This window comes from Pedobacter frigidisoli (genome assembly GCF_004331675.1).
Classification (GTDB): Bacteria; Bacteroidota; Bacteroidia; order Sphingobacteriales; family Sphingobacteriaceae; genus Pedobacter; species Pedobacter frigidisoli.
The window spans coordinates 173,592-187,177 of record NZ_SJSN01000010.1; the positions used below are offsets into that span (position 1 = coordinate 173,592).

Annotated in this window: 18 protein-coding genes; 14 read left to right on the top strand and 4 right to left on the bottom strand. The window is 47.5% G+C overall.

Annotation, left to right across the window (positions count from 1 at the left end; translation table 11 throughout):
* Positions 1–5 precede the first annotated feature (5 nt).
* Genes EZ449_RS14140 through EZ449_RS14150 form a run of 3 tightly spaced genes read left to right on the top strand, consistent with a single transcriptional unit; the run spans position 6 to position 2,030 of the window.
* Positions 6–959, top strand: coding sequence for a RagB/SusD family nutrient uptake outer membrane protein (locus tag EZ449_RS14140; RefSeq protein WP_165499765.1), 954 nt, complete (start codon positions 6–8; stop codon positions 957–959).
* Positions 902–1,387 (top strand): RagB/SusD family nutrient uptake outer membrane protein, encoded by a 486-nt coding sequence (locus EZ449_RS14145; RefSeq protein ID WP_131559894.1) that lies wholly within the window; start codon positions 902–904, stop codon positions 1,385–1,387. The genes EZ449_RS14140 and EZ449_RS14145 overlap by 58 nt, the downstream gene beginning before the upstream one ends.
* Before the next feature lie 19 nt (positions 1,388–1,406).
* Positions 1,407–2,030: a redoxin domain-containing protein gene (locus EZ449_RS14150; protein WP_165499766.1), complete on the top strand. Its 624-nt coding sequence runs from the start codon at positions 1,407–1,409 to the stop codon at positions 2,028–2,030.
* Between the two features lie 47 nt (positions 2,031–2,077).
* Here the strand turns inward: EZ449_RS14150 and EZ449_RS14155 are convergent, their stop codons facing one another.
* The 4 genes from EZ449_RS14155 to EZ449_RS14170 form a co-directional block, all read right to left on the bottom strand.
* Positions 2,078–2,377 (bottom strand): hypothetical protein, encoded by a 300-nt coding sequence (locus EZ449_RS14155; RefSeq protein WP_131559898.1) that lies wholly within the window; start codon positions 2,375–2,377, stop codon positions 2,078–2,080.
* A gap of 128 nt (positions 2,378–2,505) precedes the next feature.
* Complete coding sequence (locus EZ449_RS14160) at positions 2,506–2,994, bottom strand: MauE/DoxX family redox-associated membrane protein (protein ID WP_131559900.1); 489 nt, start codon at positions 2,992–2,994, stop codon at positions 2,506–2,508.
* A 102-nt stretch (positions 2,995–3,096) separates the two neighbouring features.
* Complete coding sequence (locus EZ449_RS14165; protein ID WP_131559902.1) at positions 3,097–3,672, bottom strand: cyclic nucleotide-binding domain-containing protein; 576 nt, start codon at positions 3,670–3,672, stop codon at positions 3,097–3,099.
* Positions 3,673–3,760: 88 nt separating this feature from the next.
* Entirely contained in the window at positions 3,761–4,903 is a 1,143-nt protein-coding gene (locus EZ449_RS14170; protein ID WP_131559904.1) for a hypothetical protein, read from the bottom strand.
* A gap of 267 nt (positions 4,904–5,170) precedes the next feature.
* Here EZ449_RS14170 and EZ449_RS14175 point away from each other — a divergent pair, with 267 nt between their 5' ends.
* The 11 genes from EZ449_RS14175 to EZ449_RS14225 all read left to right on the top strand — a co-directional run bounded on the left by EZ449_RS14175 (position 5,171) and on the right by EZ449_RS14225 (position 13,585).
* Complete coding sequence (locus EZ449_RS14175) at positions 5,171–5,521, top strand: hypothetical protein (RefSeq protein WP_131559906.1); 351 nt, start codon at positions 5,171–5,173, stop codon at positions 5,519–5,521.
* A gap of 306 nt (positions 5,522–5,827) precedes the next feature.
* Positions 5,828–6,103, top strand: a complete 276-nt coding sequence (locus EZ449_RS14180) for a MerR family transcriptional regulator (protein ID WP_131559908.1) — start codon at positions 5,828–5,830, stop codon at positions 6,101–6,103.
* A 725-nt stretch (positions 6,104–6,828) separates the two neighbouring features.
* A complete protein-coding gene (locus EZ449_RS14185) occupies positions 6,829–7,773 on the top strand; it encodes a toprim domain-containing protein (protein ID WP_131559910.1) in 945 nt (314 codons plus the stop codon).
* 26 nt (positions 7,774–7,799) lie between these two features.
* Complete coding sequence (locus EZ449_RS14190) at positions 7,800–8,189, top strand: hypothetical protein (RefSeq protein WP_131559913.1); 390 nt, start codon at positions 7,800–7,802, stop codon at positions 8,187–8,189.
* A 2-nt stretch (positions 8,190–8,191) separates the two neighbouring features.
* On the top strand, positions 8,192–9,175 hold the full coding sequence (locus EZ449_RS14195) for a relaxase/mobilization nuclease domain-containing protein (RefSeq protein WP_131559915.1): 984 nt from the start codon (positions 8,192–8,194) through the stop codon (positions 9,173–9,175).
* A 28-nt stretch (positions 9,176–9,203) separates the two neighbouring features.
* Positions 9,204–9,857 (top strand): P-loop NTPase family protein, encoded by a 654-nt coding sequence (locus EZ449_RS14200; RefSeq protein ID WP_131559917.1) that lies wholly within the window; start codon positions 9,204–9,206, stop codon positions 9,855–9,857.
* 10 nt (positions 9,858–9,867) lie between these two features.
* Entirely contained in the window at positions 9,868–10,194 is a 327-nt protein-coding gene (locus EZ449_RS14205; RefSeq protein ID WP_131559919.1) for a hypothetical protein, read from the top strand.
* Between the two features lie 11 nt (positions 10,195–10,205).
* Positions 10,206–10,514, top strand: a complete 309-nt coding sequence (locus EZ449_RS14210) for a DUF4134 family protein (RefSeq protein ID WP_131559921.1) — start codon at positions 10,206–10,208, stop codon at positions 10,512–10,514.
* A gap of 33 nt (positions 10,515–10,547) precedes the next feature.
* On the top strand, positions 10,548–10,856 hold the full coding sequence (locus tag EZ449_RS14215; RefSeq protein ID WP_205943004.1) for a DUF4134 domain-containing protein: 309 nt from the start codon (positions 10,548–10,550) through the stop codon (positions 10,854–10,856).
* 10 nt (positions 10,857–10,866) lie between these two features.
* On the top strand, positions 10,867–11,166 hold the full coding sequence (locus EZ449_RS14220) for a DUF4133 domain-containing protein (RefSeq protein ID WP_131559925.1): 300 nt from the start codon (positions 10,867–10,869) through the stop codon (positions 11,164–11,166).
* Positions 11,144–13,585, top strand: a complete 2,442-nt coding sequence (locus tag EZ449_RS14225; RefSeq protein ID WP_131559927.1) for a TraG family conjugative transposon ATPase — start codon at positions 11,144–11,146, stop codon at positions 13,583–13,585. Before EZ449_RS14220 ends, EZ449_RS14225 begins: the two co-directional genes overlap by 23 nt.
* The last annotated feature ends 1 nt before the right edge of the window (position 13,586 follow it).

The window sequence follows — 13,586 nt, forward strand, 5'->3', positions numbered from 1 at the left end:
GAAAAATGAAAAAAAAGATATTAGAATACTCGAAGATCCTTTTGCTATGTGTCCTTTTCATGGGATGCAAGAAAGAGTTCCTGGAAAAAAAGCCAGCCTCAAACATTAGTGTTCCCTCGACAATTGAGGAGCTGCGGTTATTGCTGATCAATACAGTTGATATACGCAGAAGTCCCGCTCTGGGGGAGCTATCTGGTGATGACTATTATATGGAAAAAGCCGAATGGTCTGGACAGTTCCTACCTTATTTCTCAAACAGCTACGTCTGGTCGAGTGACATCTATCAGGGGGCTGCAAGTGTTTTGGACTGGAATACACCCTATACCCAGGTGCTTTATGCAAATGTGGTTTTGGACCGATTGAAAAAAGTGGAGCGAAATGGAGGAAATGCTGAAGCTTATGATGAACTGAAAGGAACCGCTCTATTTATGAGGGCATGGTCATTTTTTGACCTTGCCCAGGTTTTTGCTGTACCTTATGATGCCCAAACCGCTGCTACTGACCTTGGAATTCCCTTAAGAGAGACCGCAGATATTGACGCGCCAACTGTCCGAGCCTCGATAAAGGATACTTACGATAGGATTTTAGCCGATATTGGAGAAGCCGGCAGGCTAATAAGGATCGAAAAGTCACCCATAAATGGCTATATGCCATCAAAGGCATCTGTTTATGGCTTCCTCTCCAGGGTTTATCTTACTATGCGGGAATATCCGCGGGCAAGTCTGTATGCGGACAGCGCCCTGGGGATCAAGGCCACGTTGATCAATTATAATACCCTTAGCACTTCCGCCACCGTACCCCTGACCACGGATCACGCGGAAAGTATCTATCAGAGTACGTTGGTAACGGCCAACCCGCTAGTTTACGTTGTTACTTCTCAGGGCTACTCCATTGTGATACGTTGCTTTATGCAAGCTATCAGGCGAATGATCTTCGTAAAACCATTTACTTCTCGATAAACGGAAAGTACATCAACAAGAAGCGGGGATACTCGGGGGGCATTAACCTATCAAACGGACTGGCGACGGATGAGCTTTACCTCATCAGGTCAGAGTGTTTGGCAAGAGCTGGGCAGGATATCAGGGCAATTACTGACCTTAATACCCTCCTTTTTAATAGGTGGAAAACAGGGACTTTTGTGCCTATTAGTGGGCTGCAGGGAGCATTACTCTTGGACCGGATACTCCTCGAGCGGAGGAAAGAACTGGTATTTAGGGGACTAAGATGGAACGATCTGCGTAGGTTAAATAAAGAGGGGCATAATATTGTGCTAAGAAGAAACCTTGGTAATAGTGTCTTTGAACTACAACCCAATAGTCCGAAATACACTTTGCCTATCCCGCCAAATGTCATCGCCCTAACCGGAATCCAACAGAATGTACGATAAACCACTAATTTATAATGTTATGAAACTTGAACTAACAAAAAGATTTATCTTTACTGCCTTAATCCTATTTGTCCTTTTAGCTCCTGAAAGGGCTCTATCGCAGCAACAGGTTGTTTTTAAAGATATATTTAAGCCCTTGGTGTCATCGCTAAATACACCAGAAATCATCGGTGCGCTCGCCGGCTATACGTTTACAGATACCCTAGGCAATCAGGTAAGACTGTCCGACTTTCTGGGAAAATGGGTAATGGTCGATTTATGGTATTCTGGATGTGGGGGATGCATAACAGCAAATGAGGGAATGCGAACCGTTCATGATTCGCTTTCAAAGCAAGGTGTAGTCTTCCTGAGTATCTCGGTAGATAGGGAGCGGGAAAAGTGGATGGCTAGTATAACGCATGGTGCCCAGAAATCCTCATTAAATCCATGGGCCGGAATGTACGTGCCGGCTAAGGGAACGATTACCCTTTATACCTCCGGTAGCGGCCATGATAATGAATTTAGGAGAGCGTACGTCCCAAAGAATATTTATCCAAAACTGCTCCTTTTTGATGATAAGGGACTTCTTATATCAGAGAATCCTCCAAGGCCAGATGAAACGCCCATGGATCTTATAAAGTTTATCCGCCGACATAAGGATTAGCTAAAAGGCATGAGTTGCCTGCTATTGCCGGCAACTCATGCTTGGTATTACTGGGCAAAATCGCCTTTGGTAGACTGAACATACTCTCCATCTACAAGATCATAGGTACAGATCTTGTCACTATCGGTACAAGATACCGAACTGGGCGACCCTATGGTAGAGTAATTACCTGGAGTCTGGTCCAAGGTGGCATTCCATGTCTGCGGTGCGGGATTGTACCGTAATGCACCTAGCCTTCTTGCATCTGGCTTAAATGAGAAAGCCATAACCCCTGCTACCAAAATGGCAGCGATTCCAAATCTGTTCGCGCCCTTTAGCGCATTTTTTACTTTTGAGAAGATTTTCATAATTATAGTGTTTTTGCCGGATATGGTTTAGATCCGACAGGTTAATTGGCCGATAGCCCTTGGGACGTCGCCTCGACCTAAAATATGGTTTGTTGATTGCACAGTATGTCCGCTCCGTGCATAAAAAGTTATAAAATCTGTGCGTGTTCCTCCCTTCCGTTTGTTTGATATGAACGGATTTTCCGTTTCGTTTTTTTAGCTGAGATCTTCATTCCCAATACGGCGATGGCCATAAAAAAGGTGTTGAAAAGCAGGTGTATTCCATAACTCATCTGTCCCAGGATCCCTCCACAGCTGCAGGGAATCCTGCCAAATATCCCTGACATGGAGATCGTAATGTAAAAACTGAATGTAGAAAGCAGCGTAAGTGCACTTAAGAACGACAACTTTCTTAGCTGTGGAAAAAGCAGCATGATAGTAATACAAAACTCGATCACAGGAATAAGCCAGGTTAGCACAATAGCCGTATCATGGAGGAACACTTGGTTAAGCATCTCTTTGCGTGAAATGTTATAACTCATCAATTTGGAAATTGCTGCATAAGAAAAAAGGAACACAAGTAGCGCCGCACATATATCTGATAAACGCTCTCTGGTCCAGAGGTATTTCTTGATCATGGAATAAAGGTCAGTTGTCCCATGTGAAAATCTGGTAGACAAAGGTCACTTAATCAATGAATTGTAGCTGTCTTGTAATGACATTTGTCGCCAGAGCTCCGCCTATTTGACTGCCCGAATCCTGCTAAGTGTCCGCTCATCAACGCCCAGATAGGAGGCAATATCCCTAACGGTCGCTTTTTTTGCGATTTCAGGCTGCAGACTCAGTATCGTCCGATACCCCTCCGCGGCATTCAGGACGTTGCGGATGAGCAGCTGATCAATCAGGCGTGCCTGCTGTTCCCATTGGTAGGCGTGCACCATTTGCCCAGATTCACGAAAGAGTTTCAGGATACTCAGCGAGTGTTTCTCGGGGATCGATAGTACCTGCGTTTCTTCGAGAAAATCGATTTGGAGATTTCCTGCAAATGGTGTCTGCTGATGAGCGAAACAGGGGATAAAGTCCTGCTCGAACCAAAATGCAAGCGTATGCTCAGAAAGGTTTTCCGCTCCACTGGCATAAAGCCTTATCGCCCCCCTCAAGATCAAAGGGTAGCAGCCATGCGTAATCTGGCCAATGTCAATGCGCTGGTGCTTGTGGTAATGGCTGATCTTGACGATGATGCGCAGATAGGCCCTGATCCCCTGGGAAATTGGTGCATAGCGTTCTAGATGATCAATGTAGTTTTCTGTTTCCATATCTTTTTGATCCCAAAGAAAATAGATATTGGAAACCTGTCAAGTTGCATAAAAAGCAATATTCAGCAACCCCTTCGGACAGCAGCCTTCAGTAGGACTCCTCTGCGATGACCAGCATTTGGGAGAGTTTGTCTATAACTTTTAGGATGTCTTCGGGAGAATGTGAGTAGTAGGCATTTTTGAAACTCTTCTCCGAAATGGATCCACCTTCGAGCGTACTGAACCTCGAGGCAAAGTATTGGTGGACCTGTTTGGCTGTTCTGGTAAGAAGAATGCCCGTTTCAACCTGTAGGAAGACAAAGAATGCAAGCTGCTTTACAGAAAGTGAGACTGTAAAGCTTCCAAGAAAGGGGTCTTTGCCCATTTCTTGGAAAACGGGATCCTTAAGGAGTTCAATCAACCTGATCTCCGCGCGGATGTACTCAAGGAGCGAGGAGCTTAATTTTGGGCGATTCTCAAAAAACCGTTTCTCTCTGTTTAGGGAGGCCTGTTTGAAAATCTTTTCAAGGTAGCGAAGCAACCCATGCAGTTGGGATGGGTCTGTTGAGAGTTGAAGCTGCAGCTCAAGATGACGGCATAATAGGTTATGTACCGCTGTTGAGTTGAATTCGTGGCTAATCAGCAGACAGGCGATCTCCTCATAGCTTATTGCCGCAGGCTGATGGATGTTCTCAATGTCATCAAGCAAATTGACCCATTTGCGCCCGGTTCTTGGAGAAATCTTAAGCTGTTCATTCGTCAATAAGCCCTCAGCTAGTCCGCAAAGGCCTTTAAGAACCTCGTTGGTCACTGATCTATCTTCTATTGCGGAAATCCGCTTGATCAGCGTCATTTTCCAATCCCTGTTGACCCTCTCCGGATAATTAGCACTGCTATCGATAAAGTTTGGAAAAGTTATTAAAAGAAATGCGAGCAGTGAGGCGCAGTGTTCATGTATATGTTCCAGAAGGGTTATCCTAAGCGGCTGTAGCGTTTTAACCTCTTTTTCCCCTGCAAGCTTGATTGACAGGTCGTCCATCATGCCTGTCAATATGGTCTGATGAATGCTTAGGTAGCGTCCTAGTCCTGCTTTAGACCTAGCAGCAAATACATGCGAAAGGAATCTCATCCTCACATCAAACTGATTTGCCCTCAGTTCCTCAATCCTTGTACGTACATATCCGGTGGAAATGGTCGTTTTTGAAAGACATTCCAAAATTAGGGGTTCCAGGTAGTAGGTTTCATATTGCATGATCATTTTTTTAAACAATTTAGAGCTCGAACATGGCAGCCTAAAGTATTGTACACCAAAATGTTCCCAGGGATGATGAATGTTGTTTTATAGATGACCAGAGGCCATACCGCAAGTACTTCCGTCAACCCACCATTGGCATAAAAGGTTATTCTGTATCAATTTGAGCAGGGGTTGCTAATGGACGCAACCGTTGCGCAACTTGATGGACAGCTGCCATCGGTGCTAACTTTGCGTAACCCGAATAACGACTCTAATGCATGTAGAATGAATATTAAACTAAGAAAGATGATTGAACAAATAAGTAGGAAGATGGTCAAAGTCCTAAGCGGGCTTTATTTAATAAAGGCCAAGATATTTGAAACCATGATGATCGGGGAAACCTCAGAAGTGGATCTCAGATTTTCCAGAAAGGACAATGTTTTTGCCAGATTCCCCATGCATATTGAGCTTTTGAAGGGATCTCAAGTCAGATTGGAGCTGACCTTAGCCTCCAGGTGCGAAACTGATGTATCGCTCCATACAGGTTGGCGAGCCAGAGACCACAATTTCCTTACAGAACCGGGATCCGGACCTCACCGTTGTGAGCAGTCAAAAGTGAGGGGTAGGGATGGATAGGCCCGGATGCTGGGGCGAGCTTGGCGAACTATCCCTTAATACACCTTATAATGACCCAACGGAAAGTATCTTGAGAACATTGCGCTGAGGCAAACATGATAGATCCACCAAGATATATGATTTCCGGACAAATCCCTATCATCAGATCATCTCAAGCCTGGTCCGGTCAGGCAAATAAAAACCAAAAAGAAAGTACCCTTTGATATGACCCGTGATACGCTTATTGGAGTGATAGGGATATATACGGGCCTCCGCGCTAAACAACTTCAATCGAAACAGTTGATCCAATCATTAAATGATATTTCCATGACAAAGATAGATGCCATTATTGATATACTCTATAAAACATATTTCCTTTTAGAACACCATGTGGGGCCCTTCGATGGCAGTCGCCCATACCTTGAAGACGAGCAGTTGACCAGGCAGCAGGCGAAGGACTACCTTGGCATCAGTGAAAGTACCTATAAGAGAAAGGTTAAGGATGGCTCTCTAAAGCCATTAAAATTGCCGGGTGGGGACCGTTTTTACAAGAGCCAGCTGTACCAGGAATATAAGGAGAGCATACGTCGGGGCCGAATCTGAGTGGGTATGCTGCTAAAAAATCTGGTGCCTTTAGAAGCTCCAAGTCAATTCTGAGGCGATCCTGTGGTCCGTTGTTTCTCCTGAATCGGTCAAGATGTGGCAATCAGTTATTCCTGCCTGATAGCTGCCCAGCTTGGTAGGACTCAAATAAAAGTGCGGGTAACTTTTCCCTGAGGTGTTACCAACTGTTCTGGCCTGCATCGCATACTGCTATATCGTTAGCGCCTGAATGGCCTTGGCAGCAAATGCTTCTTGGACTTGGTATGGCCTGTTTGGCAGAGCTATCAATTCAACCAATCTTGTTGAGGCTCAAATCGAAGAGTTTTTATCCCTTATGGCTCATAAAAGGCCCAATGTAGTCCATTTGTGCATAAAGCATATTTTCATCCCTAATTTAAGGATATGGAAAGCAATATAACTGCTTTCCTGGTTAGTCAAGGTGTTCATTATGGGTGAGCTATATCGCTATTATTGAGCACTGATGCCTAGGATTCTTTGACATTTGGGGATGAAACATTATCCCGCGAGAGCGGGAAATTTTGCGAAGTTGAGATCGTATCAATACTACGAAAGCGCATTGGCAGGCGAGGGCCCGGTTTGTATAAACCGACGTGAGTAATCCCGGCAATATATAAATTGGGGCAGACGCTTGGCGTTATGCCCTTTTTTTTTGCCCTAATATAGGTAGTCATGATACCCACGATTACCGATCAATCCCCACCCTTATGGATGAACATAAATTAGACCTCGCTCAGCTCCGGGCAGAGATTCCCCTAGCTGGCTTTCTGGAGAAACTCGGTCATGTGCCCATCAGGCGTTCGGGCGGAGAGCTTTTCTATCTGTCCATGCTTAGGGACAATGATACCGCGCCCTCTTTCTGCGTGAACGAGAAAATGGATTTATGGTATGACCATGGGCTTGCAAAGGGAGGGAGTATCATTGATCTTGCACTACTGCTCTGGCCAGAGCTTGGTTTCAGGCAATCCATGGAAAGAATACTAGAGGTCTCGGGAAACCCAGTGCTGGAGACTAAAAGTGCAGGGGGGAGGCAAACCGAGATGTCCCTTAAGTTTCCCAGCTATCAGATCCTGGAGGACAGGCCCATTGGAACAAACCATTCCATCTCAGCCTACCTGCGAAGTCGCGGTATCCTCTCCCAGGCTGATCCCTTTATTAGAGAGTTATATTATTCGGTCAAGACAGCCACCGGAGAACAAAGGAAAATGTTTGCCGCTGGTTGGCAGAATGAGGCAGGGGGCTGGGAGGTGAGAAATGAGCACTTTAAGGGATGTCTTGGAAAAAAATCAATGAGCGCCATCCCGGGGAGCCCCGACCAACTGACCGTTTTTGAGGGGATGATGGACTTTCTGAGCTGGCGGCTGGAGCATCCTGGGAATGAGAGCAGTATACTGATTCTGAACTCGGTCGCCTTTTTAGCTCCAGCGATCCAGCGAGCGGCCCGATACAGAAGCGTCTCGGTCTTCTTTGACCATGACCCCTCGGGTAGAAAGGCGACAGCGGCCTTTTTGGCCCAGGTTTCCTATGCTAATGACCGTTCGGGTATCTATGAGGGGCATAATGATTATAATGAAAAGATCCAGCATCAGCTAGGGGATGCCCGGCAGCAGCGTAGCTCGGATGCCCCTTGCGAAAAAATAAAAAAGAGATAAGTTCTGCAATTCAGTAATCAAATGCCATGGGAAGAAAAAAGCAGCAGACAACCAGGCCAAACTGCATCAGGAGCTACCTGAGTGATGATGAGCTGGAAAGGGTTAGTCAGGTAGCCCTTCAGCTCAACATCAATATATCTATGCTGATCAAAAAGCGGCTACTCAACCCCAGTATACTACTTGTCGATCCCTCTGCGTTACTGATCAGTCTATCGGCAATCGCCATTGATATCTCAGGGATCAATCAGGCGATCCAATCGCTCCAAAAATCGCTTCTTTCCGATCAATGCACGTTCACGGATCCTCACGTTATGGAGGGTCTACAGAGGCTTTTTGAACAGTATCTCCATCAGCAGCAGGTCCTGGAAAGAACCTTGCGAAAACTGCTCATCAGTTTGGATGACAAAAACCTATAGCCATGTCCAGAATTGTTTTACGCCTGTTTACCACTGCAAGGGGATTCCCTGCAATCGCCTATAATATGAACAAGGTGCTATCTGGCAAGGCCCAGTTGTTGCACGTTGCCAACCTTGGCGTCCTGTATGCCTTTTCAGGTCCAAGCGCCGCAGATCTTACCCATTATTTTGGCGCGGTATCTTCGCTGAACCTGCGCAGCCGTTATGATCAGTTCCATGCAGTGCTCTCGACAAGGGGAAAGCGAGTGCCGCCCGAAGAGCTCCTGGGCTATGCACAGGAATGGCTGAAAGGGATGGGTTATCAGGATCAGCCGCTTTTGATATTCTTTCATGAGGATACCCAAAATCATCATTTGCATATCGTTTCCACTGATGTCAGGATTGATCGGTCAAAGATCGCTGATTCCTTTGACCGCATCCGGGGTATCCGGCTGCTCAACCAGATATGTGGGGTTGATGAGCAAAGGGAATTCTCGGCAGAGATCGCGCCCTTGCTTAGCTACCGCGTCACAAGTATCCATCAGCTCTCGCTGGTACTAAGGGAAAGGGGTTATCACTTTTATCAGGTTCGCGGGCAATATGTTATCCGAAAATATGGGATAACCTTTTTCCGCCTGGAGGCTGAAAAATTGCTCAATGGGCTTAAGGGCGCTTCCCTGGATCATGCCCGTATTGAGGAACTGCATGCAATGCTCCAAAGCGGCACCCTCATCCATAACCCCAGCCCCATTGCTGTTTATCAAAAGGTTGCAGGGAATAACAGAAAGCGGCTCATTGGTTACCGCTCGGCGCTATCCGAGTTTTTAGAAAGGACCAGGAATATATCCATCTGCTATTCGTTAAGGAATGGAGCACTCATAGGCTTTACGCTCATTGACCATCCTCATAAGCAGCTTATCGATGGAGCAGCGGTGATGCCGCTCAATGAGCTGATCCGCTCTCATCATCCATCGCCTGAGCTCAGCTCAGGCCCGTACCGCAGATAGTCTTCATTCACTTAAATCCTTTTTTGCTATGGTCATCGCATTTGGAAACACCAAGGGTGGGGTAGGCTCGAGCACTCTGGCGTTGTTGCTAGCCCAATACCTTTCCTCGGTGCCGGGACTGCACACCAGCCTCATTGATTTGAGGGAAAACAGGGGCCTGGAGGGACTCTCCTCCCGCTCTGGCCTGGTCGAGCATCAGCCGATATTTGATTTTTTTGCCTGTGATCTGTCCCGGTTAGATCCATTGATGCAAAGACTCGGTCAAAGCGCTAAAGGGGTGATGGTGCTGGATCTTCCCGCATTGTTGTATGATGAGAAACTTACAGCGCTGATTGCCAAGCTCAATCAGTTGATCATTCCCTTTAGTTATGAACGGGCGACGCTGGATGCGAGCATTTATTTTGCAGCCTTTTGCAGGCGCATCAATCCATCCCTTTCCATACTGTTTATTCCCAATCGCATCCACCACTCCGCTATTTATGAGTTCAGGGAGGAAGTGGATACCGTTCTTCGAAAAATGGGCGGAGTATCTCCGGCGATCCTGGAGCATATCGGCTTTCAGCGTATCGGCTCGCTTGATCTGCCCATTGAACTTTGCCAAAGGGTACTTCCGGTCCTTGAGCTCATTTATCACCAATACCTCAAGAATAATATGTCAAATAATTTCTCTTTATATCCCTAAAACAACCGTTATGATTTCCTGGACCAATTTTTTGCTCTACATGAGCCTGATCTACCTGATCTATTATTCGATCAACCTACTCTTTGACCTTTTGCTATCTAGCCCCTCCAATGGAGCTGGATTGGATGAGGATCCGGTCTTCTTGGTGCAGGATCTGCAGGAACCTATTGATGCCAGCATCATTGATCCTGCGGATGCAGATCTGCTGAGCGGCGGCTCAACTGGCGATCTGCTCCATTCCGGAGAGACCAGCTCGAGCGGAGGGGTAAGCCTGGCTGCACTGTTTTCTCTGGCATCTGAGGATGCCATCGTATTTACCAAGCAGATCGCTGCCTAGCTTTTCGCCCTATGAGACACCACCGCCTAAAAATCACCCTGCCCCTTATCATTTTCTCCCATGTGATGGCCCTGGCGCAGGTGCCCCCTGGTATAAATGAGCTTCATTCTATTACAGGGGAGATGCACCAGTACTATTTCCATTTTTCTGACCTGGCGCTCCTGATCGGTGCCATTGCCGGCATCCTGGGTGGGCTCAGGGTATACGGAAACTGGCAGGCTGGCCATCACCACATCGATGCGCAGGTCATGGGCTGGTTTTTTTCCTGTCTATTCCTGCTACTCAGTGGCGTATTTCTCCGCGGCCTATTTGGACTCTAATTCTATAATCTTCAACTTAAAAAAACCAACATCATGAAAAAATCAACAAGAATCATCGCTGCCGCATTATTGATGGGCAGCGCGAAGCTCGCCAATGCCCAAGTGAGTGGCGGTACAACTGGAATCAACGCGGCCGCATCCAGCCTGACCAGCTACATCGATCCGGTATCAACCCTAACCCTGGCCATCGGGGCAGTTGTGGGGATCATCGGCGGGGTAATGGTGTATATCAAATGGAATTCCGGCGACAGGGACATCAATAAGGAAGTGATGAGCTGGGGAGGATCCTGCCTCTTTTTGGTATTGGTATCGGTAGTGATCAAGGCCTTTTTTGGGGTATAGCTTTCGCGAGATGAAAAGATACCCGATCTATAAGGGGCTCCAAAAGCCCCTAAGCTTCAAGGGACTAAAGGGAAAGTTCATCGCCTGGGGAGTGATCTCGCTGGTCAGCGGACTGCTGATTGGCGGACTCCTGAGTACGCTGATCAATATCTACCTGGGTGGGGTGGCCTGCATTATACTGACAGCTGGATTTCTCGCCTTTACCCTTTTTCGACAGAAGGCGGGACTTCACTCCAAGTCCCGCGAGCGTTCACTTGTGATCTACCCCAATAGACTAAAGATCCGTTATGAAAAAGAACAAGACCTTTGAGCTGCCCTATATCGGTATCGCTCCGCGCGAGGGAATGGATTTTCTCTACGGGGAAAGGGGAGATTACTCCATTGTGATCCGGATGGAGAATCCAGCGCTCCGCTATTGCGCGGATCCATCGGCCTATACCGGTTTTCATCACCTGCTGCTGAACATCATCAAGATACTGGGCGAGGGGCATATCATACAAAAGCAGGATATCCTTGCCAGAAAGCGCTATCAGGCACCATATCATAGTGAGTACCTGCAGCAAAGCTACAATGACCATTTTCAGGGCAGGGCCTTTCTGCAGGTGCAGACCTTTTTAATCCTGACCAGGGTGATCAAAAAAGGGGCTTTCTATGTATATGATGCCAAGGCGGAGCTCGATTTTTCCCAGCGGGTGATCAAGGTGGTGGAACTGCTCAAGCAGGCCTCACTCTCCCCGCAGGTATTAACTGCCTCCCAGATCGAGTCGCACACCAAGCGCATACTATCGATGGACTTTTCCAAAAAGGGGATTGCCATGGAAAATATCAGGCCCCATGATACCCACCTTTCCATCGGGGACCGAGCGATCAGGAGCATCTCCCTTGTTGATATCGATTCCATTGACCTGCCCTCCTCGCTTGCCACCTTTCAGAGTAGGCATGACGGAAAGGCCTTTAGGGGCTTTGCTATGGATAACCTGTCATTTCTTTATGATGTTCCCCATGTGGATTGCATGGTGTATAACCAGGTGCTCGAGATTCCCCATCAATCCATTACCTTAAGTAAGCTTTCCCTAAAAAGAAAGCGCCATGCAGGCATACCGGATCCGGCCAATCAAATGTGTATGGAGGATATTGATCTTTTGCTCAGCGAGGTCGCCCGTGAGAACCAGCTCCTGGTCAATGCCCACTACAATATACTGCTCTCAGCAGACCAGGCCTCCCTTTCCACTGCCAGTGGATTTATCGAATCATCCCTCTTTCAGATCGGGATCATTGCCTCCAGGAATGCCTATAACCAGCTTGAGCTCTTTCGCAGCGCGCTGCCTGGAAATGGGGTTTCCCTAAAGTCCTATGACTGGTTTCTGCTGAGCTGCGAGGCGGCGATATGCCTGATGTTCAAGGAGCGAAACCAGCTTGACGAGCAGTCCGATTTCCTGATTCGATTCACTGACCGCCAGGGCATCCCGATCGGTATCGATCCATCGGATCTGCCCATGCGCAGTGGCAGGATCTCCAACCGCTCCAAGTTTGTGCTCGGGGGTTCCGGCTCCGGGAAGTCCTTTTTTATGAATGCGCTCATCGAGCAGTATCTGTTATATAATATGGACGTAGTCATCGTCGATACCGGGCATTCCTATAGCGGGCTTTGCGCCTATCTAGGCGGCACCTATCTGACCTATTCCGAGCAGGCTCCAATTACGATGAATCCCTTTCTGATCTCTCAGGAGGAATACAATATCGAAAAGCGGGATTTTCTAAAGACCCTTATCTCCCTTTTGCTAAAGGGGGTGGATGGAGAGATTTCCCAGGTGGAGGATACGGTGATCTCGAATGTGATCTCGGCCTATTACGCGACCCATTTTCTCGAGCAGAGCGCCTGCGATCCGCTGGGCTTTGATGGGTTTTACCACTTTTCCATCGGCGCCATTGCCCAGATCAAGCGCAGTGAGCAGGTCAGCTTTGATCTGGATGAGTACCGCTATGTGCTGCGAAAGTTTTGCCGTGGCGAGGAATTTGGGACCCTGCTGAACCAAAGCGCAGCGGCCTCACTCTTTACCCAGCGACTGATCATCTTTGAGATCGATGCGATCCGCGAGCACAAGGTGCTCTTTCCGATCGTCACGCTGATCATCATGGATGTCTTCCTGCAAAAGATGCGACATCGGGCTACCCAGCGAAAGGCCCTGATCTTGGAGGAGGCCTGGAAGGCGATTGCCTCCCCGCTGATGGCTGGTTATCTGGTCTACATGTACAAAACGGTTAGAAAGTTCTGGGGCGAGGCGATCGTAGTGACCCAGGAACTGGGCGATATTATTGGTAACGCGGTAGTCAAGGACAGCATCATCAGTAACTCCGATACGATCTGTCTGCTCGATCAGGGAAAGTTCAAGGAAAACTATGGCCAGGTCGCATCCCTGCTCTCCCTGACTGAGGTGGAGCAGCATAAGATCTTTACCATAAACCAGCTCGACAAGGGCCAGCACCGCTCTAGGTTTAAAGAGGTCTACATTCGCCGGGGACTTATCGGAGAGGTCTATGGGGTAGAGGTAAGCTTGAGGCAATACCTCACCTTTTCAACCGAAAAACCAGAAAAGAGGGCCCTGGAGCATTACATTGCACGCTTCAAAGATTATCGTAAGGGACTCGACAGCTTTATTGAGGATCTTTTCAGCTCAGGCGATACCCTAGAAGATTTCATCACAAAGGTCAATAAGACCATTAACTAAG

What these genes read in the sequence shown, in the direction of transcription:
- EZ449_RS14215 (WP_205943004.1), top strand. Translation starts at nt 10,548, where the DNA reads ATGAAAAAATCAACAAGAATCATCGCTGCCGCATTATTGATGGGCAGC.
- EZ449_RS14220 (WP_131559925.1), top strand. Translation starts at nt 10,867, where the DNA reads ATGAAAAGATACCCGATCTATAAGGGGCTCCAAAAGCCCCTAAGCTTC.
- EZ449_RS14200 (WP_131559917.1), top strand. Translation starts at nt 9,204, where the DNA reads ATGGTCATCGCATTTGGAAACACCAAGGGTGGGGTAGGCTCGAGCACT.
- EZ449_RS14150 (WP_165499766.1), top strand. Translation starts at nt 1,407, where the DNA reads ATGAAACTTGAACTAACAAAAAGATTTATCTTTACTGCCTTAATCCTA.
- EZ449_RS14180 (WP_131559908.1), top strand. Translation starts at nt 5,828, where the DNA reads ATGACAAAGATAGATGCCATTATTGATATACTCTATAAAACATATTTC.
- EZ449_RS14205 (WP_131559919.1), top strand. Translation starts at nt 9,868, where the DNA reads ATGATTTCCTGGACCAATTTTTTGCTCTACATGAGCCTGATCTACCTG.
- EZ449_RS14155 (WP_131559898.1), bottom strand. Translation starts at nt 2,377, where the DNA reads ATGAAAATCTTCTCAAAAGTAAAAAATGCGCTAAAGGGCGCGAACAGA.
- EZ449_RS14195 (WP_131559915.1), top strand. Translation starts at nt 8,192, where the DNA reads ATGTCCAGAATTGTTTTACGCCTGTTTACCACTGCAAGGGGATTCCCT.
- EZ449_RS14170 (WP_131559904.1), bottom strand. Translation starts at nt 4,903, where the DNA reads ATGCAATATGAAACCTACTACCTGGAACCCCTAATTTTGGAATGTCTT.
- EZ449_RS14140 (WP_165499765.1), top strand. Translation starts at nt 6, where the DNA reads ATGAAAAAAAAGATATTAGAATACTCGAAGATCCTTTTGCTATGTGTC.
- EZ449_RS14165 (WP_131559902.1), bottom strand. Translation starts at nt 3,672, where the DNA reads ATGGAAACAGAAAACTACATTGATCATCTAGAACGCTATGCACCAATT.
- EZ449_RS14190 (WP_131559913.1), top strand. Translation starts at nt 7,800, where the DNA reads ATGGGAAGAAAAAAGCAGCAGACAACCAGGCCAAACTGCATCAGGAGC.
- EZ449_RS14225 (WP_131559927.1), top strand. Translation starts at nt 11,144, where the DNA reads ATGAAAAAGAACAAGACCTTTGAGCTGCCCTATATCGGTATCGCTCCG.
- EZ449_RS14160 (WP_131559900.1), bottom strand. Translation starts at nt 2,994, where the DNA reads ATGATCAAGAAATACCTCTGGACCAGAGAGCGTTTATCAGATATATGT.
- EZ449_RS14210 (WP_131559921.1), top strand. Translation starts at nt 10,206, where the DNA reads ATGAGACACCACCGCCTAAAAATCACCCTGCCCCTTATCATTTTCTCC.
- EZ449_RS14185 (WP_131559910.1), top strand. Translation starts at nt 6,829, where the DNA reads ATGGATGAACATAAATTAGACCTCGCTCAGCTCCGGGCAGAGATTCCC.
- EZ449_RS14175 (WP_131559906.1), top strand. Translation starts at nt 5,171, where the DNA reads ATGAATATTAAACTAAGAAAGATGATTGAACAAATAAGTAGGAAGATG.